Annotated in this window: 16 protein-coding genes; 6 read left to right on the forward strand and 10 right to left on the reverse strand. The window is 61.5% G+C overall.

Annotated features, from left to right (window positions below):
* The first annotated feature begins 13 nt into the window (after positions 1–13).
* Positions 14–1,174 carry a phosphoglycerate dehydrogenase gene (locus I5P96_RS12400; protein WP_223382391.1) on the forward strand — a complete coding sequence of 387 codons (1,161 nt, stop codon included), beginning with the start codon at positions 14–16 and terminating at the stop codon, positions 1,172–1,174.
* A 96-nt stretch (positions 1,175–1,270) separates the two neighbouring features.
* Here the strand turns inward: I5P96_RS12400 and I5P96_RS12405 are convergent, their stop codons facing one another.
* The 9 genes from I5P96_RS12405 to I5P96_RS12445 are packed head-to-tail and all read right to left on the reverse strand — an operon-like array spanning position 1,271 to position 13,087.
* Complete coding sequence (locus I5P96_RS12405; RefSeq protein ID WP_223382393.1) at positions 1,271–2,611, reverse strand: DUF4832 domain-containing protein; 1,341 nt, start codon at positions 2,609–2,611, stop codon at positions 1,271–1,273.
* Positions 2,604–3,269: a DUF4956 domain-containing protein gene (locus I5P96_RS12410; protein WP_223382395.1), complete on the reverse strand. Its 666-nt coding sequence runs from the start codon at positions 3,267–3,269 to the stop codon at positions 2,604–2,606. Before I5P96_RS12410 ends, I5P96_RS12405 begins: the two co-directional genes overlap by 8 nt.
* Before the next feature lie 23 nt (positions 3,270–3,292).
* On the reverse strand, positions 3,293–4,066 hold the full coding sequence (locus I5P96_RS12415; RefSeq protein WP_223382397.1) for a polyphosphate polymerase domain-containing protein: 774 nt from the start codon (positions 4,064–4,066) through the stop codon (positions 3,293–3,295).
* Complete coding sequence (locus tag I5P96_RS12420) at positions 4,056–5,840, reverse strand: CotH kinase family protein (RefSeq protein ID WP_223382399.1); 1,785 nt, start codon at positions 5,838–5,840, stop codon at positions 4,056–4,058. Before I5P96_RS12420 ends, I5P96_RS12415 begins: the two co-directional genes overlap by 11 nt.
* Entirely contained in the window at positions 5,837–7,303 is a 1,467-nt protein-coding gene (gene pelG, locus I5P96_RS12425; RefSeq protein WP_223382401.1) for an exopolysaccharide Pel transporter PelG, read from the reverse strand. Before pelG ends, I5P96_RS12420 begins: the two co-directional genes overlap by 4 nt.
* Positions 7,279–8,739, reverse strand: a complete 1,461-nt coding sequence (gene pelF, locus I5P96_RS12430; RefSeq protein WP_223382403.1) for a GT4 family glycosyltransferase PelF — start codon at positions 8,737–8,739, stop codon at positions 7,279–7,281. The genes pelG and pelF overlap by 25 nt, the downstream gene beginning before the upstream one ends.
* Before the next feature lie 3 nt (positions 8,740–8,742).
* Complete coding sequence (locus I5P96_RS12435) at positions 8,743–10,590, reverse strand: DUF2194 domain-containing protein (protein ID WP_223382405.1); 1,848 nt, start codon at positions 10,588–10,590, stop codon at positions 8,743–8,745.
* Positions 10,587–11,321, reverse strand: coding sequence for a hypothetical protein (locus tag I5P96_RS12440; RefSeq protein WP_207685966.1), 735 nt, complete (start codon positions 11,319–11,321; stop codon positions 10,587–10,589). Before I5P96_RS12440 ends, I5P96_RS12435 begins: the two co-directional genes overlap by 4 nt.
* A complete protein-coding gene (locus tag I5P96_RS12445) occupies positions 11,318–13,087 on the reverse strand; it encodes a hypothetical protein (protein WP_223382407.1) in 1,770 nt (589 codons plus the stop codon). Before I5P96_RS12445 ends, I5P96_RS12440 begins: the two co-directional genes overlap by 4 nt.
* Positions 13,088–13,470: 383 nt before the next feature.
* On the opposite strand from I5P96_RS12445, the gene I5P96_RS12450 reads away from it, so the two are divergent.
* The 5 genes from I5P96_RS12450 (at position 13,471) to I5P96_RS12470 (ending at position 23,424) form a co-directional block, all read left to right on the forward strand.
* The gene (locus tag I5P96_RS12450) at positions 13,471–15,381 is read left to right on the forward strand and encodes a 5'-nucleotidase C-terminal domain-containing protein (protein WP_223382409.1); all 1,911 of its coding nucleotides are present in this window, start codon (positions 13,471–13,473) and stop codon (positions 15,379–15,381) included.
* 4 nt (positions 15,382–15,385) lie between these two features.
* Positions 15,386–17,935: an ATP-binding protein gene (locus I5P96_RS12455; RefSeq protein WP_223382411.1), complete on the forward strand. Its 2,550-nt coding sequence runs from the start codon at positions 15,386–15,388 to the stop codon at positions 17,933–17,935.
* Between the two features lie 384 nt (positions 17,936–18,319).
* Positions 18,320–20,005 (forward strand): diguanylate cyclase, encoded by a 1,686-nt coding sequence (locus tag I5P96_RS12460; protein ID WP_223382414.1) that lies wholly within the window; start codon positions 18,320–18,322, stop codon positions 20,003–20,005.
* A gap of 22 nt (positions 20,006–20,027) precedes the next feature.
* Positions 20,028–20,855, forward strand: coding sequence for a substrate-binding periplasmic protein (locus I5P96_RS12465; RefSeq protein ID WP_223382416.1), 828 nt, complete (start codon positions 20,028–20,030; stop codon positions 20,853–20,855).
* A complete protein-coding gene (locus I5P96_RS12470) occupies positions 20,845–23,424 on the forward strand; it encodes a response regulator (RefSeq protein WP_223382418.1) in 2,580 nt (859 codons plus the stop codon). Before I5P96_RS12465 ends, I5P96_RS12470 begins: the two co-directional genes overlap by 11 nt.
* A gap of 97 nt (positions 23,425–23,521) precedes the next feature.
* On the opposite strand, the gene tig is transcribed toward I5P96_RS12470, so the two are convergent.
* Complete coding sequence (gene tig / locus I5P96_RS12475; RefSeq protein WP_223382420.1) at positions 23,522–24,664, reverse strand: trigger factor; 1,143 nt, start codon at positions 24,662–24,664, stop codon at positions 23,522–23,524.
* Positions 24,665–25,300: the final 636 nt, after the last annotated feature.

Raw genomic sequence — 25,300 nt, forward strand, 5'->3', positions numbered from 1 at the left:
GGGATATGCTTCTATGTTTACGATCAAAACTTTGAACGCCATCAGCCCGGTGGGCCTGGCGAAGCTGAACAAAAACCTTTTTGACGTCTCGGTGGGTGCCGACGCGCCGGACGGGATCCTCGTCCGCAGCGCCGACCTGCTGAACACCACCTTCAACGAGAATCTGCTGGCCATTGCCCGCGCTGGTGCCGGTGTGAACAACATCCCGCTGGACCGCTGCAGCGAGCAGGGCATCGTGGTCTTCAACACCCCCGGTGCCAACGCCAACGCCGTGGCCGAGCTGGTCATCGGGATGCTCATTGCCGGCAGCCGCAATGTGGCCGCCGCCGCCCAGTGGACGCAGGGCCTTGCGGGCGACCCCGCTCTGGCCAAGAGCGTGGAAAAGGGCAAAAAGCAGTTCGTGGGCAACGAGATCAAGGGCAAGACGCTGGGCGTCATCGGTCTGGGTGCCATCGGCTCCCGCGTGGCCAACTGCGCCATTGCGCTGGGCATGGAGGTCTACGGCTACGACCCCTACATCTCCATTGATGCCGCCTGGAACCTGAGCAGCCAGGTCCACCACTGCGTGAACCTGAACGACATGCTCCCCCTGTGCGACTACATCACCATCCATGTGCCCTATCTGCCCACCACCAAGGACACCATCAACGCCCAGACGCTGTCCCTGTGCAAGGACGGCGTGAAGATCCTGAACTACGCCCGCGGCGAGCTGGTGAACACCCCCGCCCTGCTGGAGGCGTTGGAGAACGGCCGGGTCTCCGGCTACATGACCGACTTCCCCGCCGAAGCGCTGCTGGGCAGGCCGGGCGTCATCTGCACCCCGCATCTGGGCGCTTCCACTCCGGAAGCCGAAGACAACTGCGCCGTTATGGCCGCGCAGGAGATCAGCGATTACCTCAAGAACGGCAACATCACCCACTCGGTGAACCTGCCGGAGGTCGTCCAGCCCCGTGCGGGCGGCCGGCGCATCTGCATCATCCACAAGAACGAGCCCGGCATGATCAGCCAGATCACAGCGCTGACCACCGAGGCCGGTCTGAACATTGAGAACATGGTCAACAAGAGCAAAAAGAGCATGGCCTATACCATGCTGGATGCCACCGGTGCCGTGAACGTGGCTCTGGCCGACAAGCTGGCGGCGATCCCCGCTGTCATCCGGGTGCGCATCCTGTAAGTTTCTGCCATTCTCCATTTCCTATATTCCTGATCGCTGCATCCGCAGCCCAAAAAGCCTGAGGCCTTTTTTGCAAGGTCTCAGGCTTTTTGGGCTCTATTCTCCCGCAAAGAGGACGGTGCGGCCGCCCTCCTGCGCCGTCTGCATCGCAAATCGGACGGCATCCCGCCCGGTCATCGGGTCCACGATGCCCAGCGTGATGCGCCGGTCCTGCTCCTCCCACCAGCGGCCCGGCACACCGGCCAGTTTCGTTTTCACGGTCTGGCAGCCGCCGGGCAGCAGATCCGGCAGAGAAAGCGCCAGCGGCTGGGCCTCCACGGTCGTGCCGTCCGCCTCCTCCACATAGACGTTCACGGGCCAGTCCCAGTAAAACGGGGCCGTACCATCGTTCGTAAAAGTCAGGGTCAGCACCGTGCCGCCCGTCACCCGCCGCAGCGACGCTTCCGTGACCCGCAGCCGGTAGCCGAGAGCGGCCAATACGGCATCATACCCCTCCCGGAAAGCGGTCTCCGCCGTCTTCGGCCCCAGAAAGCTCATGTGCGACTGCCGGATGAGGGAAACGGTCTGGCTCAGGTCGGTGGTGAGCAGCTGCTCCATCGAAAGTCGGCTGGTCAGCTCCCCGCCGATGGGGGCCGTCTGCCAGGCGTCCGGCATGGGGACCAGCCCCTCCGGGTCGCCCTCATACCAGCCGCCGCAGGCGATCCAGCCCAGCCACTCTTCGGTGTCTTCGGGCAAGCCGGTCATGTCGTTGTAAAGGCCGAGCCCGTGTTCGGCCGCGAACCGGAAGGGCCGCCGCATCAGCAGCGCAGCCTGCGGGAATGCCTCCCGGTAAAGCGCCGCATAGCGGTCCCGGACAGCCTCATCGGGCATGGAGGGAAGCCCCTCCCCGGACTTGACGTGCCACTCGCCCCAGTGGCCGAGGCTCCCCAGCTCCACATAGCTGACGAAACCGTCGGCCCCCAGCCGCTCCCCCACCGCCCGCAGCAGCCGCTCGTGGGCGGCAAAAAACACAGGGTCGGTATAGTCCGGCGCATAGCCCTTTCCGTAGGCGATGTCGTACCAGCGGCCGGTGCCGGTCTGTTCATAGAGCCAGTCCGGGATGTCGAGATGTGCTTCGTCCCCCGGCTCGTCGCAGGAGATGCGCAGCACCAGATGGACACCCCGCGCCCGCAGTTCTGCCAGATGGCAGGTCTGCTCGATGGCCTCCCAGGCGTAGGCCCCCTCTTCGGGTTCCAGCTGCCGCCAGGTCAGGCCCAGATAGCGCAGGGTGGCACCCTCGGTGCCGCTGTCCAGCACACCGGGCGCATAGCCGATCTGCGCATTGGGGAAGGCGCTCTCGTCCGGCAGATAGGTCACGGTCCGCTTCCGCCCCGCCCAGACCAGGCACCCGGCCAGCAGCAGGCAGGCGGCCGCCGCAGCGGTGTGCCGCTTAGCCATGGTATTCTCCGTTGTACTGGATCATGGTCACGTCCTCCACGCCCTCGATCTCCTGCAGCCGGTCGGTAACATCCCGGACATCGTCCCTGCAGCAGACCTCCACCGCCATCTCGACCGCCTCGCCCCGAAGCGTCTTCGATTTGACCGCGTACCGGTTCCGCCCCAGGGCACGGACGATTTCATCCCCCGGCTTTTCGCCCTGATAGTGCAGCACCGCCACATAGATGCGGCCTGCCGTCTGCCAGCGGGAGAGCAGGGCGAGGGCCCCGATCATCACCGCAGACGCCGACGCGGCCAGTAGGTACATTCCCGCGCCGGTGGTGATGCCCGCCGTGATGGCCCAGAACAGATACAGCAGATCCAGCGGGTCCTTGACCGCCGTGCGGAACCGCACGATGGACAGTGCGCCCACCATGCCCAGTGAGATGACCACATTGGAGCTGATGGCCAGCGTGACCATGCAGGTGAGCACCGACATGCCCACCAGCGTCATTGCAAAACTGCGGGAAAAGAGGACCCCCGCATAGAACCGCTGGTAGACCCAGTAGATGAGCGCCCCCAGCAGCACAGCCGCCAGCAGAGCCGCCGCCATCTGCGGGACATTGTAGGGACTGAAATTTTCCAGCACCGATTTTTTGATGAAATCCTTCACACTCATAGCGTTGTTCCTTTCGCATTGGTTCAGCCCTGCCAGCCGGAACTGCCGTGGCAGTAGGCCGTTTTGTCGCAGCAGAGCACATATTTGGACACGGCCGTCCACTCCTGCGCTTTGGGCGGCAGCAGCTCCCGGAGGGTCTGGGGCAGAAATTCCGTAAACTTCACCTCCATCACCAGGGTGCCGGGGTCCAGCACCGGCAGGGTGGGCAGGTGCTGGTCGAACAGGTCCCAGCCGCCCACTGCCGCCCGGATGTCCCGGTCAAAGGTGATGCGCACCGTTCCCTCCTTCTGCACCCACGGTTCCCGCTCGTAGTCCACGACCACGCGGGGCCGCAGCAGGTTGGAGACGCACTCGAAGTAAAACTCCCGGCAGAGCGGCTGCGGCGAAGCGAGCAGGAAGCCGTAGTCCCCGCTCAGAAGTTTCTCCAGCTCCGCACGAGTGAGGGCGGCCTCCTCTTTGCAGATCCAGCTGCCCACTTTTTTCTTCCGCTCCAGCCGGATGACGGCATCACTGCCGTTGTAGATGCGGATGCGGTATTTTTTGCGGGCCAGGATGCCCGCATCCTTTTCGGCATAGGCGGAGTTCCAGCAGTCGTCAAAATAAAGGCTCCGGATGAGATACCCGCCCGGCCCGGCGTGGGCGTCCCGCTGCAAAAGCGGCGCGAGCCGCAGCTCCAGCACCGCCTTTTCGCCGTACGAGATGCGGTACTTCAGCTCATGGCGGTAGCGTTCGCCGGTGCAGGTGCGCGGCTGCGTTTTTGCGTGGGCCGGTGCGGGGAAGATGGTCTCACTCTTCATACAGGTCCTCCGTCACGCTGCCGTCGGCCTCCACAAAAAAGCTCTTCATGCCGTAGGCCTTGCCGGTCTCCATCACGTAGTAATCAAAGGCATCCTGCGTGTAGCCGGAGGCGTTCGTCGCCCGCACCCGCAGGAAATAGTGCCCCGCCGGGAGGGCATAGACCACCGTTTCCGGCAGCCGGATGTCCGCCTCCGACCAGAACGTTGTCGTGAACTGGTAGTCCTTCGCCAGCTCGGCGGTGTAGACGATGTCCTCGGCGTTCAGGTCGAACGAGGCATCCCACAGCAGCCTCAGCTGTTCACCGGCTGGCTCCGGCATCCCGATGTAGAACGGCATCGGCTTGTGCAGGCTCTCACGGTAGGCGTCCCGGTTCTCGGTGATCTCCCGGTGCAGCCCTCTGGCCACGGTGTCGTACTCCGTCCGGCTCAGCGGCTCGTGGAGGATATCCGGCTGCTGCCAGACGAAAGGCTCCACCACGCTGCGGTACTGCGCCGTCATCTCCCCGATGCGTTCCGCGCTGCAAAAGCGGAACAGTTCCTCCACGGCGGCGTCCAGCTTTTCCCGGAAGCACCGGGTCTGCAGACAGCGGCGGAAGAGCACGTTGCCCCAGTAGTTGCTCACGCCCCGCTCCCAGCTCAGGCTGTCGGAATAGTTCCGGAACGCCCACTCGGTGCGGGAAAGCATGGCGTCGTTGTCCCAGTCGAGGAGATACCACCGCGCGCTGTTCAGCGGGCTGTAGAGGTACATGTTCCGGCTCTGGGTGTCGGTGTTGCCCATCAGGAGCTGAAACGCCATCCAGTAGGCGATGTTCTCGGTGTCGAAGGTCGTCTCAAAGAGTTCCTCCATCGGCACGGTCTCGTCGTTGAGCGCTTCCAGCATTTCGATGAGCTTTGTGTGGTCGTCACTGCCCTTGATCTCCAGATGCTGTTCAAAGGCGACCGGGTCATAGGCCGGGTCGGTCTTCCGGCGGATGGCGTCCTCATACCGAAAAAACTCGAAGAAGTTCACCTTGTACAGCTGGCCGTTCTGGTCCAGCCCATGGGCCTTCAGGGCTGTCGGGTTCAGCTGCTCCACCTGGGTATAAAGCCCGTAGTCCACAAAGGCCCCACTGTTCGCCTGAGTCAGGTCCTTCACATACAGATGCACGAACTGGGTGCGCAGGCCCACCATCTGAGGGATGCCCCGGATGAGGTCATACGCCATCTTGTTGCGGAAGCGCAGGCCGTCGCCCTGATGCTTGTTCAGTGCAATGGTCCGCTGGCCCCGCCAGGTCCCCTTGTTCTTCTTCAGCTTGATCTTATAGTTTTTCTGGGCGTTCCGGCTGGACGTCTGACCGCGGATCTGGACCGTCGCGTTCGGCACCGTCTCCCCATAGCCCACCTCCGAGAGGAGCGGGCCGTTCTCGTCTCCCACCTGCAGCAAGGCCGCCGTCTGGTAGCGGGGCACCTGCATGTACTCGTAGTCGTAGACCGAATAGGAATTGATCTCCGCCCAGGTATGGTCGGTGTTCTCGGCTTCGTTCCCACGGGTGACGGTCAGATACATGGTCACGACGCCGCTGTCGTCATAGACCGTATACAGCCCGTCATTGTCCCGCAGGTGGATGCTGTCATCGGGCTGTTTTTCCACCGGCGTTCCCGAAATCGTGGAAACTTCCTCCGACGCCGCCGTTTCCTCCGCCGTGGGCAGAACGCTGCACCCCACGCAGAACCCCGCCAGTGCAGCCCCCAGGGCCAGCACCCTGCGGCGGGGGATCGTTTTTCCCTGCATCATGCTTCCTCCTTTTTCTGCAGGCTGTGCCGCTCCAGAAACAGCCCCAGCCGGGTGAATACCCCGGCCTTTTCCTCGGCCACGACGGGCTGCTGGCCGAGGATGCGGTAGGGCAGGTTCCGGGTGAACCGGTCCAGCCGCAGCAGCGCCGTCAGGAACAGCACCGCTGCCCCGGCCAGGAACCCGAAGCCGTAATACGCCGGGTCAAAGCGCAGGGACAGGGCCGTCAGCCCCGCAGCCGCCCCCGCAAAGCTCAGCGCCGCCCCCAGCGCCCCCTTGTAATCCGTGAAATAGAGCAGGATGAGCAGCACCGTGTTGCCCACCGCATACAGCCCGTACCCCACGCAGAGGGTGCGGAAGTATCCGTGCATCAGATCATTGAAGCCGAGCGGCAGATACCCCATGACCAGCGCTTCCAGCGAGATGACCCCTGCCGTGGTGAACAGCTGCTTGAGGGCCGTGTAGAAAAGTTCCCGGTTCAGCACCGCCAGCATCTCTTCCCCGGCGGCGGTGATATCGCCCACCACGCCGCCGTCGTTGAACAAGCTGTAATAGGTGCGGTAGCGGGGGTAGAACTGCACTTCCACCGACACCACGAAGTTCACCGTGGTGACCAGGATGCTCAGAAAGGCCAGCAATGCCGGGACGTCGTAATACGGTGCCCCGTAGAACAGCCCCTTCACCTGCACACCGATGGGGCCCAGCCAGACCAGCACGAGGTGGGCAAACAGCCCGATGTCGGTACACAGGCCCGTCAGGGCCAGCGGCAGAAAGCGGTCCACCCAGCGCAGAAAGAGCCAGGGGCTGCCCTGCCGGTCCGGAAAATAGCGGCAGAGCCGCCAGACGTCCAGCATCAGCATGACGCCGTACCCCAGCGCCACTGCAAAGAGAAAGCCTTCCAGCGCCGGAGCGCGCGCCAGCAGCACCAGCAGCGCCCCGGCCCCGAAGGCCGTGCCCACCGCCGCCGCAAAGGCGATGAGGACGCTGCGGTAGTCCTTGAGGGCGGTCAGGAAGCTCATGGCGTTCCAGTTCACGATCATCTCCGCAAAGAGGGCCAGGCAAAGCAGCCCCTGCAAAAGCGTCGCACCGGACACCAGCAGAAACAGCCCATACAGCCCACATCCGCCCGCCAGCAGCAGAGCGTTCGCGCCCCAGAATGAGGGCAGCACCAGCTGCTCCTGCTCTTCATAGAGCATGTCCGCCAGAAACCGGGTCACCGGCATGGCAAACAGGCTCGTCACGGTGAGCGAAGCCAGCAGGGTGTCCGTCACCATGCAGACCAGAAGGTCCTGCTCGGTCTTCGCCGCCCCGGCCCAGCCGCAGAGCACCAGGATGCCCAATTGCAGCAGCACACCCAGCAGCATTGGCCCGGTGCAGAGGATGCCCGCGCAGCCGTAGGCCCGCAGACCCGCCAGCAGCCCTTTGCGGCGGAACAGCTTTTTCAGTTCGAACCCAATTCCAGCCATAACTCCTCCGAATCCGTTTCATCCGGCAGACCGTGCGCCCGCGCGGTCTCTGCATACAGAGCACGGTACTGCTCCAGCATCTGTTCGCAGCGGTAATCCTGCGCCACCCGCTTCTGCCCGACCGCGCCCAGCTTCTCCCGCAGGGTGCGGCTCGCGCAGAGTTTCTCCATCGCGTCCGCGAGGCCCTGCCGGTACATGGGCGGCACACAGTACCCGGCCCGGCCCAGTGTGTCACCGGGGGCTCCTTCCAGCAGCTCCCGGCAGCAGCCCACATCGGTGGTCACACAGGGGCGGCGGGCCGCCAGCGATTCCAGCACCGAGAGCGGCTGCCCCTCCGAAATGCTGGTCAGGACGGTGAAGTCCAGCCGGTGCAGGTACGCGGCGCTGTCCACCCGCCCGGTGAACCGGACGTTCTCCAGCCCCAGCTGCCGGGCCAGTGCCGTGCACTCGGCCGCGTACTCCGCATCGTCCACCCCGCCCAGGATGTGGAGCCGGACGTTCTTCCGCCGGGCGCTCAGTTCCCAAAAGGCATAGAGCAGGGTCTTGATGTCCTTGATGGGAGCCAGCCGCACCAGCGCCCCGATGTCCACCCAGCCGTCCTCCGCCTTGAGCGGGATGCCGCAGAAGGTCTCGTACGGGATGCCGTTCGGGATGACGACGCACTTTTCCGCCGGGCACCCCATCCCGATCTGGATGCTGCGGGCGCTCGTGAACAGGCTCGTCACCCGGAACGCCTGCCGGTAGATCTGCTCCGACAGCATGTAGAAGAATCGGATCCACCGCTCCTTGAAATCCGGCCGCACCCACTCGGCCCGGATGATCTCCTCCTCCCGCTCGCGGGTGTAGATGCCGTGTTCCGTCAGCAGCACCGGCCGGTGAAAGGTACTGCCGCCCCGGCAGGCCAGCAGCCCGCCGTAGCCGGTGCAGATGGCATGGTAGAGGTCCGCTTTGGGCACCTCCCCCGTGAGCAGATAGAGCACTGGCAGCAGCATGGACCGCACCGTGTGGAACGCATCCGCAAAGGCCGTGTAGGGGTACTCCTCCGCGCAGATCTTTGTGAACATCTGCATGAACGCCCGGCTCTGCAAAAAGGCCAGCGGGTGCGCCTTTTTTTCGCCGAACAGCCGGAACAGCACCGCCCAGTCCGGGCTGCCCAGCCGCACCAGCTCCTCCAGCGCGGCCTGCTCCTCTTCGGTGAACGGCTGCGGCTTTGCCTCCCCGCGCAGCCGCAGCGCATCATCCAGAAATACTTCGTGCACTTCCACCACGTTGGGCGGCAGCTCATAGACGAAGCGGCCTCTGTCCTTCGCGTTCGCACCGATGACCCAGAGAACAAATTCGTGCTCCGGCATGGAGCGGATGCAGCTGTGCATCCAGGTGGATACCCCGCCATAGACATACGGGTAGGAACCTTCCAGCACCAGACAGATGCGCATGATTCACCCCTCCTTTCGTTCGATGGTCACGACCGCGTTTTCCGCCTTGAGCAGGTAGAGTTTCCCGGTCAGGCAGGTCAGCTGCCCGCCGGTCACGCGGCCGGGCACCCTCTCGTTCGCGCGGAACAGCAGCCACGCTTCGTCGGTGAAATTGCCCAGCGTCAGGGTCCAGGCGTCAGCGGCGCTCTGCAGCGTCACATTCACGCCCGAAAACCGCTGGATGGCCCCGGCGCACTCGCTGGCCGTCTGCATCCGCAGGCCGGGCGCTGCCGTCGAGAGCCAGGTCAGGTAGCGTTCCAGCCCGCCCTTGTAGACCTCCCAGCCTTCCGCCGCGCCGCGGTCCACGTCCAGCAGGTCATCCGGGTGCATGAAGTGGGTGCTGACGAAGTGGAAGTTCAGCTCGCTCAGCGCGGCCAGCTGCATATAAGGCTCGTTCACCATGCCGCCGGACACAATGCGCGGTTCTTCCACGATGCCGTCCGCTGCCACGCCAAATTCCTGCACATAGGGCAGGTCGGTGCCGTCTTCGAGGTAGGAGCTGGCGATGGTGCGCACCTGCGGCACCCGCTGGCCTAAGACCGCCCGCCCGGAGGCCGACAGGATGTTGGACGGCGGCACATACACCGAACCGGCGGCATAGGGCAGGACCGCCCGCTGGAACGCCGTCAGCTCGTCCATGGCTGCGACGATGGCGTCGGCGCTGGGCCATGGGTTGTAGTCGTACAGACCGGCGTAATCGGTCTGTGGCAGAACGAGGGGCTGGTGGTTGTAGCCGTGGAAGCCCACCTCCCCGCCCTGCCGCAGCAGCAGCCCGCCAAAATAGCGGAACGGCTGGGTATCGCTCTGGCGGAGGGGCGGGGAGGTGGTGTCGTCCTCATAGTTCTCGATCATGACGCCCGTGTACCGGATGCCGAACCGCTCGGCCAGCTGGACGAGGTCCGGCCACCAGACCTTGGCGTAGAAATCCGCGATGCTCAGGCCGTAATCCTGCCGGATGTACTGGCCGTCGCCCTCCGGCACCGGCGAGGGAAAGTCGTCCAGAAAAAAGACGGCGCTGTTGAGCACCGGGTAGGCGCAGGCCTCCCCCAGCAGGCTGTACGAGGCCGCATAAAAGCCTCGCATGACCTTGTCGTAGACGCCGATGTTGTCCACCACCACCCGGCCCTTGCCGAGTTCGGTGCTCCAAATCAGCGGGACGCCCTCGTCCCCGGTGACGGCATACACCGCCGCATCGTCTCGCAGCTGCACCGCCATGGAGGATTCGAACGGGTCGCTCAGCTCATACCGCTGCCCGCCGCCCAGCAGGAAGCCCTCGGCCGGCACGATGCTCTCGGCCGTTTTGCAGTTCCACGCCGAGGCCAGCACCCCAAGTTTCTGGGCCACCACATCGAACGCCCCGCACTTTTCGGGCGTCATCGCAAAGAGGACATTGCCGCCCTGCTCCACCCAGTCCATCAGGTCGAGCAGGCGCAGGCCCAGCGGCTCGAAGTTCGGCACCAACACCACGATGGTCTCGTAGTTTTCAAAGGCCGGAAGTGCTTCCGGGGCGGTGTCGGCAAGGTCTGCGGCCTCGGCGGGGACCTTCATATCCTGCAGGATCTGTTCCAACTGTTCTTTTGCCTCTGCCACGCTCACCTGGCGGCTGTCGCAGAGCAGCAGGCAGACGGGGGCCTGCCCCGCCAGTGCTTCTTCCTTGGTCAGGGCATGGTCGAGCGCCCCGATCTGAACATGGGCCGCGGTGTACTGCACCCCGCTGCGCTCCGCAAACAAAGCTCCTGCCAGCAACAGGAACACCAGCCAGACCAGCAGCAGCCTGCCCCACCGGAACCGCCCCTTCCACAGCCGGTTCATGCGGCACCTCCTTTCCAGAACGCCAGTTCCTGCCGCCCCGCAGCGCTCAGGTAGACCTGGGTGCGCTCCATCTGCTGCAGGATGCTCCGCACTTCGGCACCGCTTTTCCGGGCGGCGGCGCTGCGCAGCCGCAGCAGCCAGGGCGTTTCCCGCACCGGCCAGCGGCGGACCAGCTCTTCGAGCGTCTGCTCCGCAGCCTTGTATTCCTGCAATTGCAGCTGCACCTCTGCCAACCGGCAGCCGAGGCTGTAGCCCTCCTCTCTGGGGCTGTCGGCCAGCTGCAGCTTGAGCAGCCGCTCCAGCTGTCGGCGCTGCAGTTCGGCTGCGCGGCCCTGCGCCAGCCCCAGCTTCAGCGAGCGTTCCAGCGCGTTGGCGTAAGCCGCCAGCACCTCCCGGTCATTCGGGTCGTCGGCAAAGCGGCGGGCGTCCTGCTGCAAGGCAAGGTCCGCCTGCTTGGAGATCTGTGCCATGGCCGTGGCCGCGTAGTGCACCACCTCGCTGTCGTCGTTCATGCGGGCCTGCTGCAGCAGGTCGTAATACTGCACCGGGTCCTCTGTGAGCACCGACAGGATCAGCTTCCGCCGCTGCTCGGCGGTGTCCAGGATCAGTGCCTCTTCCAGCGGCACCGTTGCCGCCGTGCCGGCCCGGTCTTCGACCCGGATGCTGCGGTGGAGCTCATCGTCTACCCGCAGTTTTTCCACAAGGTCTGCGTGCAGTCCGTTCCGTCTCATACCCGCACCTCCTGCTTTGCTGCGGGCTTCGTTCCGGCCCGCACCATGGCCGTTTCGGCCAGCCCGCAGAGGATGCGGAACATGTTCTGGTAATAGAGCGACATCTGCTCCCCTGCCGCATCGTGCAGCAGGATCAGCGCCCGCAGCTCCCCGTTTTCCCGCACGGCCGCGCCGAACATGGGCAGGCCGGGCGTCAGTTCCCGGTTCACCCACAGCCCGTCCTGCTCGATGCCACGCAGCACCGGGCCAAGGCCCGTGCCTTCCAACAATTGCGGGCAGCGGGCGGCAAAGTCCGCGCTGCAGGCGGCCCGCCGGGCCAGATGCCGCCGGGCGTCCACGCGGTAGACCGCCGCGCTGTGATTTTCGAGCACATCTTCCAGCACCTCCACGATCTTCCGGGGCAGCTCCTGCGCCGGGGCCGCGTCCAGTGCTTTGGTCACGGCATACACCTTGCCGAAGCTGTCTCTCCGGCCCAGGATCTGCCGCCGGAACGAGCGCTTGTCCTCCAATGTATCCTGATACAGCTGCCGCACGAACCGCAGCCGCTCTTCCAGCAGTTTCCGCTCCTCCTCGGCAAAGCGGAGGTCCTCGGCGCTGCGCAGCTGCACATAGCCGCACACCGCCCCCACCACGAAATACACGAGGAAGGCCAGCCAGTTGGACGGCTCGTAGAAGAGCAGCAGCGGCGACGCGCCCTCTGCCCAATAGCCCGCCGCCAGCGAGAGCGACGCCAGAAACGCCGCCGCCACGCCTGCGTTCAGGCCGTAGACATCGGCGATGAGCACGATGAACGCCAGCCGGAAATCCACCACCCGGAACTGCGCCTGGGTGCTGGTCATCCGCACCAGCAGTTCGGATACGCCCCAGGCCCCCAGCAGTTCCAGCACCGGGGCCAGCAGCTGGTGCCGCACGGCAAAGCCGCTGAGCCGTTCCGGCCATTTTTTGCGGCGGGGCTGCTTTTCCTGCCGGAAGAATCGGGGCAGGTCGTCCAGCAGGTCGTACCGGGGGAACCACCCATACGCCCGGCGCAGCTGGCCGTCGTCGGGCGGGTACTCCCGGACAAGGTCGCTGCCGTAGGTCACGGTCAGGCCGGGGCAGAGGGCTTTCCACGCCTCGCCCAGCTGCTCATAGTTCCAGTGGAAGACCACCGGGGCGGTCAGGCTCTCCCACTCCGGAGTCCAGTTGTCGAACACCCGCAGCACCAGCTCGGACAGGTCTTCCATGCACAGAGCCGCCACCGGGGCAAGGGCCTGCTCTTCAAAATGCAGTTCCCCGCTCTTCGGGCGGGTCAGCAGCTGCGCGATGCCCACCGGCGCACCGGTGCAGTCGGTACCGTAGAGATAGGGCAGGTGCAGCACCTTGATCTGCACCCTGCTCGTCTCGGCGTAATGGCGGCAGAGAGCCTCCGCCGCCTGCGCCAGCACCGATTTGCCGATGAACGGCGTCAGCACGGCTTCCGGCCCAGCCAGATAAAGCAGCTGGCTGGGCCGCTCCCGGTTGGCCTGCAAAACACGGCGCAGGCGGTCCAGTTCGCCCTCCTGCTCGCTGTGCGGGGTCAGATACTCCGAGAAATAGACGATGCGGTCAAACTCGTAGCTGTCCACCAGCTGGCCGATGCGCTCCTTGCTGTCCAGCGTGATGGTCCGGATGCGCGGCGGGTGCGGCTGGCCCCGTGCGCAGGTAATGAGGACATGGTCCTCTGGGAACGCCATCTCCACCCAGGCAGGGGTCACGAAACAGGTGTTCCCGGTCAATAGAATCTCCACAGCAGTTCCTCACTCATCCTCAACGTTCTACCGGCCCGCCCCCTCTCCGGCAGGGGCGTTCCGCTAGGGCAATTATAAGCGGTATCCGCCGCAAGGTCAAGCAAAAAGATGCGACAATACGCATATTTTTGTTCACTGTTTCGATTTACTTCGGATGCTTGCCCGCGCATTCTGCAGCATCCGACAGCCTTTTGGGCGCAGCATTTTCACACAAGTCGGAGGTGCACGTCTTCTTTCGGGTCGCTCCACTGCGCCGCATTTCGCCAAAATCCACATGGATTTGCAGAAACATTAACGAACTTTATGTTGCGTTTGTTCCAACTTTGCTGTAAAATGAAGAAGCGACAGTCTTGGAAATATCAGGAAACTGTGAGGACGATAGTATGATGAAAAAGCTCTCCCGCCGCTCGTTTCTACAGGCCACCGGTGTGCTGGCAGCCACGGCAGCGCTGACCGCCTGCGGCGGCAAGGCTGAAGCCGACAAGAGCAGCAGCCAGAACGGCAAAATTCAAATCACCTTTTATCTGTGGGATCGCTCCATGATGAAAGCGCTTACTCCGTGGCTGGAAGAAAAATTCCCGGAGTATGCGTTCACCTTCATTCAGGGCTTCAACACCATGGACTACTACCGCAACCTGCTGAACCGTGCGGAGCAGCTGCCGGATATCATCACCTGCCGCCGCTTCTCCCTGAACGATGCGGCACCTCTGGCAGAGCACCTGATGGACCTGAGCACTACCGAGGTCGCAGGCACCTTCTATTCCAGCTACCTGAACAACAATCAGGAGCCGGACGGTGCGATCCGCTGGCTGCCCATGTGCGCCGAGGTGGACGGCACGGCTGCCAATGTTGATCTGTTTGCGCAGTACAACATCCCCCTGCCCACCAACTATGCCGAGTTCGTGGCGGCGATCGAGGCCTTTGAAGCGATCGGCATCAAGGGCTATCAGGCAGACTGGCGGTATGACTACACCTGTCTGGAAACCATGCAGGGCTGCGCGATCCCGGAGCTGATGAGCCTGGAGGGCACCACATGGCGCATGAACTACGAGAGCGAGACCGAGGACGGCTCCACCGGTCTGGACGATGTGGTATGGCCGAAGGTCTTTGAAAAATACGAGCAGTTCCTCAAGGATGTGCGGGTGCAGCCCGGTGACGACCGGTTGGAGTTGAACCCCATTGCCAAGCCTTTCTATGCGCGGCAGACCGCCATGATCCGCACCACCGCAGGCATAGCGGATGTAATGCCTGACCAGTACGGCTTTAACGCGTCTATTCTGCCCTATTTCGGCGAGACCGCCAACGATAGCTGGCTGCTGACCTACCCCATGTGTCAGGCGGCAGTTTCCAACACGGTAGCGCAGGACGAAGCGAAGCTGGCTGCTGTGCTGAAAGTGCTTGAGGCTGTGTACAGTGCAGAGGGTCAGAGCAAGATGGCGGTCGGTGCTGCCGTGCTTTCTTATAACAAGGAGGTCGATATTACCTCCTCCGCTTCTCTGGAACACGTTGCGGATATCATCAGCGCAAATCATCTGTATATGCGTCTGGCCTCCACTGAGATGTTCCGTATTTCGGAAGACGTAGGGCACAAGATGATCACCGGCGAATACGATGCCAAGGCCGCATACGATGCGTTCAATGAGCAGCTGGTCACCCCCAGAGCAGACCCCGAAGCCGAGGTGCTGTTCACCCAGAATACCGCATACTCCATCGACATGACCGACCACGGCAGCGCTGCGGCTTCCTCGCTGATGAACGCCCTGCGCGCCACCTACGATGCGTCTATTGCAGTCGGCTATTCGCCGCTGGTGTCCACCTCCATCTACTGCGGCGATTACAGCAAGCAGCAGCTTTTGTGGGTGATGGCCGGCAACTACGCTGTCTCGCAGGGGGAATATACCGGTGCAGAGCTGCGGCAGATGATGGAGTGGCTGGTAAACGTGAAGGACAACGGTGCAAACCCCATCCGTCACCGGAATTATATGCCCGTGACCAGCGGTATGGAATACAAGGTGACCGAATACGAACGGGGCAAGTTCCGTCTGGAAGAAGTCACCATCAACGGTGCACCGCTGGACGATACCGCCACCTATACCGTCTTTGTGGCGGGCACGGATGTGTGGATAGAAAATGAGGCCTACTGCAACTGCCCCATGCCGGAGAACCTGAAAACCAAGCGGACGGAATACGCCATTGAAGGGGCAGAAAGCCGCTCCTGCCTGAAGGATTCGCTGGCGGTCAGCAGGCAGTTCCCCGCCCCCTCCGAGTATCTGACCATTGTACAGGGAGAATAAACTCTTGAAGAATGAAACTAAGATGTGGTCTACGATAAAAAAACGTATCCTCGCAGTTTTAGCAGCACTGCTGCTCGGCATCGGTATTTTGACGAGCCTTGTTGTCTTTACGGATTTCATGGAGCAAACCATCTACGAGGAAAGCACGGCACACCTTACCGAGATCTACCATCAGGCAAACCAGACCCTTTACAATAAGGTATCCTTCAACTGGGGTGTCATGCGGATGTGGACACCTTATCTGGAACGTTCGCAAAGCGATGCCGATGTCTGCTCTTTCCTTGCACAGGCAAAAGAAGAATACCAGTTTACAGACTTTTTCTTCGTCTCACGGGATGGCTCCTATATCACGCTGGACGGCGAACAGGGCTATCTCGATCTGGGACGAATGCTGTCGCAGCTGATCCTGGAGCAGCAGCCTATCGTGGCAAACTCGGTGGTCCCGGACAAGCCGGAGATCATGGTGTTTGCCGTTCCCACGGCAAAAGGCAGCTATCAGGGCTTTGCGTACGAAGCCATTGCCGTCACCTACAACAACCGAGATCTGGTGGACTCCCTGAAGATCTCTGCCTTTGAGGGGCACGGCAGCACCTTTGCCGTGCTGCCGGATGGCCGTGTGGTACTGGACAGCAGCAGTGCGGACATGCGCGGTGTGCACAACATCCTTGCCATGCTCAAAAATTCGGCTGGTTTTACGGACGAACAGATCACTGCCCTGCAAAAGGCTTTTGCCGCCGGGAAGAGCGGCAACCTTGAGTTTTCCATCCATGGCGTCGGCTATTACATGGTTTATGGTTCTGCCTCCTTCCAGAACTGGACGGTCCTTGGCATTGCCCCCAAAAGCATTGTGAACGCCAACATGAACCGGCTGCAATACACCACCATGGCTGTGATGAGCGGCATCGTGGGGATGCTGGCCGTTACCGTTTTGCTGCTGATGGTACAGAGCAACCGGCAAAAGCTGCGGAAAAAGGATCAGCAGCTGCTGGCCCGTGAAGAGCTGTTCTCAAGCCTTTCTCGCAACGTGGACGATGTGTTCCTGATGATCGACACCGGCACCGGCAAGGTGGAATACATCAGCCCCAACGTCCGGCGCATTCTGGGCATCTCCCCCGAAACGGTGCAAGAGGATTTCCACGTTCTATGTTCTGCCGAGGGCGATAATTGCACATCACGGCTGGACGGTCTGATGCAGATGGAGCAGGGTACGCAGCAGGAATGGGATCGGGAGTTTATCCATCAGGAGACTGGCGAGCCACACTATATCCACGTGACCGGCTTTATCAATGAGGTACAGGGCGCAAAAAAGTGCATCGTGGATCTGTCTGACCGCACAGGCGAGCACCAGACCACGCTGGCCGTGGAAGCCGCACTGGAAGTAGCCGAAAAGGCCAGCCAGGCCAAGACCGACTTTCTTTCCAACATGAGCCACGATATCCGCACCCCCATGAACGCCATCGTCGGGTTGACGACCCTGATGGAGAACGAGCTGGACCAGCCGGAAAAGCTGGCCGAACACCTGCACAAGCTGGAAAGCTCCGGCCAGCTGCTGCTGGGCATCATCAACAACATTCTGGATATGAGCCGCATCGAGAGCGGCAAGACCACCCTGAGCGTTGAGCCGATGCACCTTTCCCAGCAGCTCGACCAGCTCAGCACGATGATCCGCGCACAGGCCAGCGAAAAGGCGCAGACCTTCACCGTCTCCACCCATCTCCGGCACGAAAACCTGCTGGCCGACCCCACCCGCCTGAATCAGGTGCTGATGAACATCCTCTCCAACGCGGTCAAGTATACCCCCTGCGGCGGGCACATCCGGTTCGAGGTCGAAGAGCTGCCCCGGAACGAGCACTACGCCAAATACAGCTTTGTGGTGCAGGATGACGGCATCGGCATGAGCGAGGCTTACCAGAAGACCCTTTTTGACCCCTTTACCCGCGAAGAGCGCTCCGGCACCAACAAGGTGCAGGGCACCGGCCTTGGCATGGCCATCACCAAGAACATCGTGGACCTGATGGGCGGCTCCATCAGCGTGGAGAGTGCCACCGGCAAGGGCACCCGCTTTGAGGTCGTGCTGGAATTTCCCATCGACGCCGAAGCGGACGCGGTGCCAAAGGCGCAGGCGCTTCCGGAGGAGCCGGAAGACGTCTCTCCCCTGTGCGGGATGAACTTCCTCTGCGCCGAGGACAACGCCATCAACGCCGAGATCCTGGAGCTGCTGCTGGAATCCAAGGGCGCACACTGCAAAATTTACCCCAACGGGCAGGAGCTTGTGGATGCGTTTGTCCGCGTCAAGCCCGGCGAGTATGACATGATCCTGATGGATGTGCAGATGCCGGTGATGGACGGCCTCGAAGCCGCCCGCCGCATCCGCAGCAGCGAAAACCCGCTGGGCCGGGTCATCCCCATCCTCGCCATGACGGCAAACGCCTTCTTGGAAGATATGCAGAAGAGCAAGGAAGCCGGGATGGACGAGCATCTGTCCAAGCCCGTGGACATCGACGCGCTGGAACAGACCGTCAAGCGCTTCCGCGTTACCCCCCCCCGAAAATAAATAGTGGAATCGCACGGTTTCGCAGATGACCGACACCCACGACCTGGCAGGGCCGCCCATTTGCGGCCCAGCTCTTTTTTGTGAGAGAGCAATCATGATGAATCAAAGGATTGGATGGTATTGCGTATGGAACGACAGCCAAATAAAATTCAGCCTATGTTGCTATCGGCACTTGCCCAATTGAGCGCCTGCCTGATCGTCTGGAATTTTCATATTCCAAATCCAAATATCGTGCTTTTTGTTGTTCTTTCTGCTGTGCTCGTGAAATGCGGCTATGCAGCAGGAATCGTAAGCGGCCTCATTGCATTCCTATACTCCGCGTTTTTCTTTTCTACCGACCACAGCTTTTTTCTTTACACCTCTTTGAACCTTCAAAAGCTCATCGTGATCGGCCTTGGTATCGCTGCGAACATTCTGCTGATCGGTCATCTGCAAAGGCAGTTCGAGTGTTCCAACATGGAAAAGATGCAGGCCGAAACCGAGGAAAAGCTTCAAGAAACAACAGAGAGCTACCGTGCAAAACTTTACCATGATGCCTTGACTGGCACATACAACCGCCGCTACTATGAGGATATCGCATCCCGTATCGTCGGCTCCGCAGGCATCGCGCTGATGGATGTGGACGATTTCAAGATCTGCAACGACACCTATGGGCATCACGCCGGAGATCTGGCGCTGGAAGCAGCGGCAAACGCCATTCAGTCCTGCATCCGCAGCTCCGATCTGCTCATCCGCTACGGCGGGGATGAATTTCTGCTGGTGCTGCCCGGCATTCCGAGCGATATCCTGCAAACCAAGCTGGAGCAGATCAGAGCCGCCGTGCAGCAGGCTACTGTACCCGGTTATCCGCATTTTCGCCTCTCACTGAGCATCGGCGGAACGATGCAGGCCATCACCGACTCGATGGAGAATGCGGTTCGCCGGGCAGACCGGCTGATGTATCAGGCAAAGTGCCGTAAGAATGCCGTCACGGTGGAACTCCCCGAAAACGCGCTGACCGCGCAGGAAGAACTGGTGGAGGAGAAGCCGCAGATCCTTCTTGTGGATGACTCTGAAATGAACCGCCTCATCCTGGCCGAAATCCTGCAAGGCGACTACCGTATTCTGGAAGCAAAAGATGGCCGGGAATGTATGGATGCCTTGCAGGCCGAAGCCGGGAATCTTGCACTGGTGCTGCTGGACATCAACATGCCGGTCATGGATGGTTTCGAGGTGCTCAAGGCCATGAACGCCAACCACACCATCGAGGACATCCCGGTCATCATGATCTCCAGCGACGACTCCGACGCCGCGATCCGGCGCTCCTATGAGCTGGGAGCCAGCGATTACGTCAACCGCCCCTTCGATGCCCGCATCGTCTACCGCCGCGTGACCAACACCATCAAGCTGTATGCCAAGCAGCGGCGGCTGGTGCAGATGGTGTCGGACCAGATCCGCGCCCGCGAAAACAACACCGATATGCTGGTGGGTGTGCTGAGCCATATCGTAGAGTTCCGCAACGGCGAGAGCGGCGCCCATGTGCGGCACATCCGCATCATCACCGAGCTGCTGCTCCACCGCCTGCTGGAGATCAGCAGCCAGTACCCCATCACCGCCGAGCAGCAGGACAACATCCCGCTGGCCTCCGCCCTGCACGACATCGGCAAGATCGGCATCGACGAAAAGATCCTCAACAAACCCGGCAAGCTGACCCCGGAAGAATTCGAGGTCGTCAAGACCCACAGTATGCTGGGGGCCGAGATGCTGCACCAGCTGGAAGACTTCAACGAGCAGCCGCTGCTGCAGACCGCCTACGAGATCACCCGCTGGCACCACGAGCGCTGGGACGGGCGCGGCTACCCGGATGGGCTGAAGGGCGATGCGATCCCCATCAGCGCACAGCTGGTCGCGCTGGCCGATGTGTACGATGCACTGACCAGCGAACGCTGCTACAAAAAAGCCTTCTCCCACGAAAAAGCCGTGCAGATGATCCTGAACGGCGAGTGCGGAGCCTTCAACCCCTTGCTGCTGCAATGCCTGACGGATGTGCAGACCGACCTGAAAGTCCAGTTGCAGCAGCGGACGCAATAACAACAGGAGAACAAAAGTCCCCATGAAACACCTCATCTCACGCCGTGCATTCCTGAACGGATGCACCCTGCTGGCGGCCTCGACGGCCCTCGGCGGCCTGACTGCCTGCGGCGGAACGGACGCGAAGAACAGCGATCTGCCGCAGATCCTCATCGGAAGCGACACCTACCCGCCCTATATTTATCTGAACAATGACGGCACCCCGACCGGGATCGACGTGGAGATCGCCACCGAGGCATTCCGCCGCATGGGATACGCTGCACGATTTGAAGTCATCGACTGGGAGCAGAAGACCGCCCTTGTGGAAAGCGGCGCCATCGACTGCATCTGGGGCTGCTTTTCCATGCAGGGCCGCGAAACGCTCTACCGGTGGGCCGGGCCTTACATGGTGAGCCGTCAGGTCGTGGCCGTGAACGCCGACAGTAGCATCCAGTCCCTCAGCGACCTTGCCGGGAAGACCGTTATGGTGCAGAGCACCTCCAAGCCAGAGAGCATCTTCCTCAGCGGCTCCGACCCGCGCATCCCGCAGACCGTCGAGGTGTTCAGCATCGAAGACCGCAGTGTGCAGTATGCCATGCTGGCCTGCGGCTATGTGGACGCCATCGCTGCCCACGAGACGGCCATCCTGCAATACATGAAAGACAACAACGCGGTGTTCCGCATCCTCGAAGAGCCGCTGCTGGTCACCGGGCTGGGCGTTGCCTTTGCCAAAAATGACAGCCGCGGGCTGGACCACCAGCTGAATGATACCTTCGCGCAGATGCGCGAGGACGGCACACTGGAACGGATCGTCGGCAAATACCTGGAACATGCTTCGCAGTATCTGGAGGTGGACACCATTGACGCGTAACAACAAAACCACTCCGAACACGCGGACCTGGGTGCTCTACATTCTCGTCGGTGTGCTTTTCATGGCGGGGGTCGTCCTGGCTTCCGGCTGGAAAGCCCTGCATGCGACCGAAGAGCGTTTCTGCCAGACGATCGCGTTCGTCAAATCGCAGTCCACCAGTTTTGAGCAGTACAACGATACCATCACGGCCAAAGCGCTCCGCCGCACGGCGGTCTCGGTGCACCAGCTGGCCGGTGACGCCGCACTCGACCTCTCCGACCCGCACTGCCTGAAACAGCAGACTGAGACGCTCTGGCTCACCGGCATTTCCGTGCTGCGCCCGGACGGCACGCTCCTGTGCGAGTACACAGCGAACGGCATCGGCTACGCCCAGCTGGAAGACCGGCTCAAAAAGGAGACCGCGCTGGACGTCTTCCGCTTCCCGCAGAAGACCTACCTGAAGCGCGTTCTGCTGGCAGACGGGTCTGCCGTGGATGTGGCGGCACACCGGGCCGACCACCAGGAGGTCATCCTGCTGGCCTATCGCTGCACCCCGGCCAAATTTGTCGAGGGGACGGCACTGTCGGTCCAGAGCATTCTGGACGGCTACCCAGAAGAGACCAGCGGCACCCTGTTCATCGTGCAGAACAATCAGGTCATTGCGTCCAACCGCCCGGAGCTGATCGGGCAGGACACCACCGCAAGCCCGCCGGTGCAGGAGATCCGCAGCACCGGGCTTGCGGAAAAGCTGACGCCCACCCACGGCTGGAACGGCTCCGGCTGCTATTTCGGCATGTACAGCCACGGCCGGTCGTTCGACCTCTATGCGTACACGGATGAAAAAACCGTGTTCCACGAGTCGCTCACGCTGGTCTTAACGGCACTGGTCTGTTACATCCTGCTCGTTTCGGTCTTGCAGATGCTGCGCCGACGCTCGGTGCAGGAGATGGAGCAGCAGAAAAAAGAGCAGGAGAAGAAGTATCAGACCCAGCTGGAAGAGCAGAACCGCAAACTGGAGATCGCGCTCCAGCACGAGGGCGCGGCCAACCGCGCCAAGCGGGAGTTCCTGTTCAACATGAGCCACGATATCCGCACCCCGATGAACGCCATCATCGGCTTCACCTCGCTGGCTGCGACCCACATCGACAACCGCGAGCAGGTGCTGGACTACCTGAAAAAGATCTCTACCTCCAGCCAGCATCTGCTCTCCCTCATCAACGATGTGCTGGATATGAGCCGCATCGAGAGCGGCAAGGTCAAGATCGAGGAAAAGGCGGTGCATCTGCCCGACCTTGTCCACGATGTGCGCTCCATCATCCAGCCCAACGTTGCGGCCAAACGGCTGTCGCTCTTCATTGATACCATGGACATTGAGGATGAGGACATCATCACCGACCCACTGCGGCTGAACCAGATCCTGCTGAACATCCTGTCCAACGCCATCAAGTTCACCCCCACCGGCGGCATGATCAGCATCCGCATCGCCCAGAAGAACGGTGCGCCCAAGGGCTGCGTCTGCTATGAGTTCCGCATCAAGGACAACGGCATCGGCATGAGCGAAGAGTTCCAGAAGCACATCTTCGAGGAGTTCAGCCGGGAGGAAAGCTCCACCGTCAGCGGCATTCAGGGCACCGGCCTGGGAATGTCCATCACCAAAAACATCGTGGATCTGATGGGCGGCACCATCGCCCTCACGAGCGAGCCGAGCAAGGGCACCGAGTTCATCGTGACCCTCTGCTTCACACGCAGCGGGCAGAAAGCAGAGCCCAAGCAGCTCCCCCAGCTGGAAGGGCTGCGCGCACTGGTGGCAGACGATGATACCAACACCTGCCTGAACGTCAGCACCATGCTGTCCAAGATCGGGATGCGGCCGGAGTGGACGATCTCCGGCAAGGAAGCGGTCATCCGCACCAAATATGCGGTGGAGCAGGGCGATGAGTTCAGCGTCTACATCATCGACTGGCTGATCCCCGATATGAACGGCATCGAGATCGTGCGGCAGATCCGCAAGGTGATCGGGAATCGCTGCCCCATCATCATCCTGACCGCCTACGACTGGGCGGACATCGAGGACGAGGCCCGCGCTGCCGGAGTGACCGCGTTCTGCGAAAAGCCGCTCTTCCTCTCGGAGCTGCGCCGCGTTCTGGCCGAACCGTTCCGTGCAGAGCCTGCCTCCGAGCCCGCTCAACCCACTGCGGCCGACCTCAAGGGGAAGAAGCTCCTGCTGGTGGAAGACAACGAGCTGAACCGTGAGATCGCGCTGGAGATCCTGAAAGAAGCCGGTTTTGTGGTGGATACCGCCGAGGACGGCGCGGTCGCCGTCCAAAAGATAAAGCAGGCGGCCCCCGGCCAGTATGACCTGATCCTGATGGACATCCAGATGCCCAATCTGGACGGTTACGAGGCCACGCGGCAGATCCGCGCCCTGCCGGACGCTGAGAAGGCCAGCATCCCCATCTTTGCGATGACGGCGAATGCCTTTGAAGAAGACCGTCAGAACGCGCTGGCGGCCGGTATGAACGGCCATATCGCAAAGCCGCTGGACGTCCCGCACCTGCTGCGCGTCCTCGCAGATGCCCTGAAAAAATAACCCCCAAAAAAGCCGAAACGGCCTGAACTCTGTGTCGCACAGGGTTCAGGCCGTTTGTGGTGTTATTCGATTTTGGGGGCGCAGGAACAAGATCGGATCACTTCACCTGTGCCCCGGTGGTCAGCGCCTCGGACACGGCGTCCATCAGCGCGACCATGGTGCAGTAGTTGGCACCGTAGGTCTCGGTGTAGGCAGAGTAGGTGTCGATCTGCTCCTGCGTGGGGGCGATGTCCATCGCCTCAGCCACTGCCTGGTAGAGCAGCGCTTCGCGGGCATACTCGGTGATGCTGTCGCTCATGGCATCCAGCAGGTCGTCGGCACTGTTGTAACCGGCAGCAGCCTGCAGGAAGCTGTCGAGATCATAGCCGTAATACTGGGCCATGGTGTAGTAGTAGTTCAGGCACTGGTTGACCTGATAATCGGTCACTTCCTTGGGCAGGTCCTTGAAGGTGGAGTTTGCCAGCAGGTAATCCATCACCGCAGTGTTCAGGTTGTTCTGATACAGCATCTTCTGGTATTCGGCCCGCAGGTCTTCCACGGTGTGGACGCCGTCGGTGCTGCTGAAATTCTCCTCGACCCAGGCATCGGTCAGTTCCGGCAGGATCTCCTCGCTGATGTAGTTCAACGTGACGGAGAAGACCGCCTTTTTGTTGCTCAGGACCACCGCATTGCCCTCGGCGTCGGTGGAGTCGCTGTAGCCGTCCGGGAAGGTGACATTGACATCGAAGGTCTCGCCGGGCTTGTGGCCCACGATCTGGTCTTCAAAGCCGTCGATGAAGGAACCGCTGCCCAGCGTCAGGCTGTAGCCGCTGTAGGTGCCGCCGGTAAAGGCCACGCCGTCCACAGTGCCCACATAGTCGATGTTGACGGTGTCGCCGTCGGCGGCGGCACGGTCGGTGATCTGCTGCGTGGTGGTGTTCTGGCTGAGCAGGCTGTCGATCTGGGACTGCACGTCCTCCTCGGTCGGCTCGATGTCCGCCTTCTTCAGCGGGATGGAAGCGTAGTCCTCCGGCAGGGTCACATAATCCAGTGCGCGGATGCCGGACCAGTAGCCGTTCTCGTCCAGACCGTCACTGTAGGCAAAATTCTGGTAGTCATAATCCGAAGCGCTGCCGTAGACAGACGCTTCCGAGCTGGCCGATGTGGAAGAGGACGCCGCAGACTTCGAGCAGCCCGCAGCCGCCAGCGCAAGCGCACCGGCGCAGAGAAGGCAGACTGCCTTCGAGATGATTCGTTTCAAGTGGATACCTCCTGTATCCCGGACGCCGCCGGGAACTGCATTTTTTTCAGACAAATCTTATTATAAAGGGTAAAAATGAAAAAGAAAAGGATTTTGCGAAATTTCCACAAGTTTCACGCTGCCTGCCACGTGAGGTCGTTGCTTTTCGTCAAAAGCTGTGATATCCTATAATTGCCGCAGCAAAGCGGCAAGGCGCTGTGTCCAGAACGCAGGCGGCAACTCCCTACCGGATGGCTTTGTTTCCATAAACAGGGCGCCGGGAGGGCGACTTTTGAACGTTTCTCCCCGGAGGCTCTGGCCGAAAGGGGGAATGTACCCATGACATTGACCGAGATTCTTACGCTGTTGACGTTCCTCGTCACAACGGTTTACGACACGATCGACATCGTGCTCCGATTCCGAGAGTTTCGCACAAAAAATGGACAAAAGAAATGACCGCCCCACGTTTAGCACCCGTTGGCGGTCATTCTTTTGATCTGCTGGTAGGGAGCTAGCCGTTTGTTGGGCCAGCGCCTTTTCTATTTGTAGTATAATCGTTCTATCGTCGTTTGTCAAGCTGTCGCCCCGCACACGCAAAAATCCTCTTGCGCTGCGGGGCCTGCGGCTTTATTATAATAAGAGAAGCACATCAACACA

The sequence above is a fragment of the Faecalibacterium prausnitzii genome (assembly GCF_019967995.1).
Lineage (GTDB): Bacteria > Bacillota > Clostridia > Oscillospirales > Ruminococcaceae > Faecalibacterium > Faecalibacterium prausnitzii_E.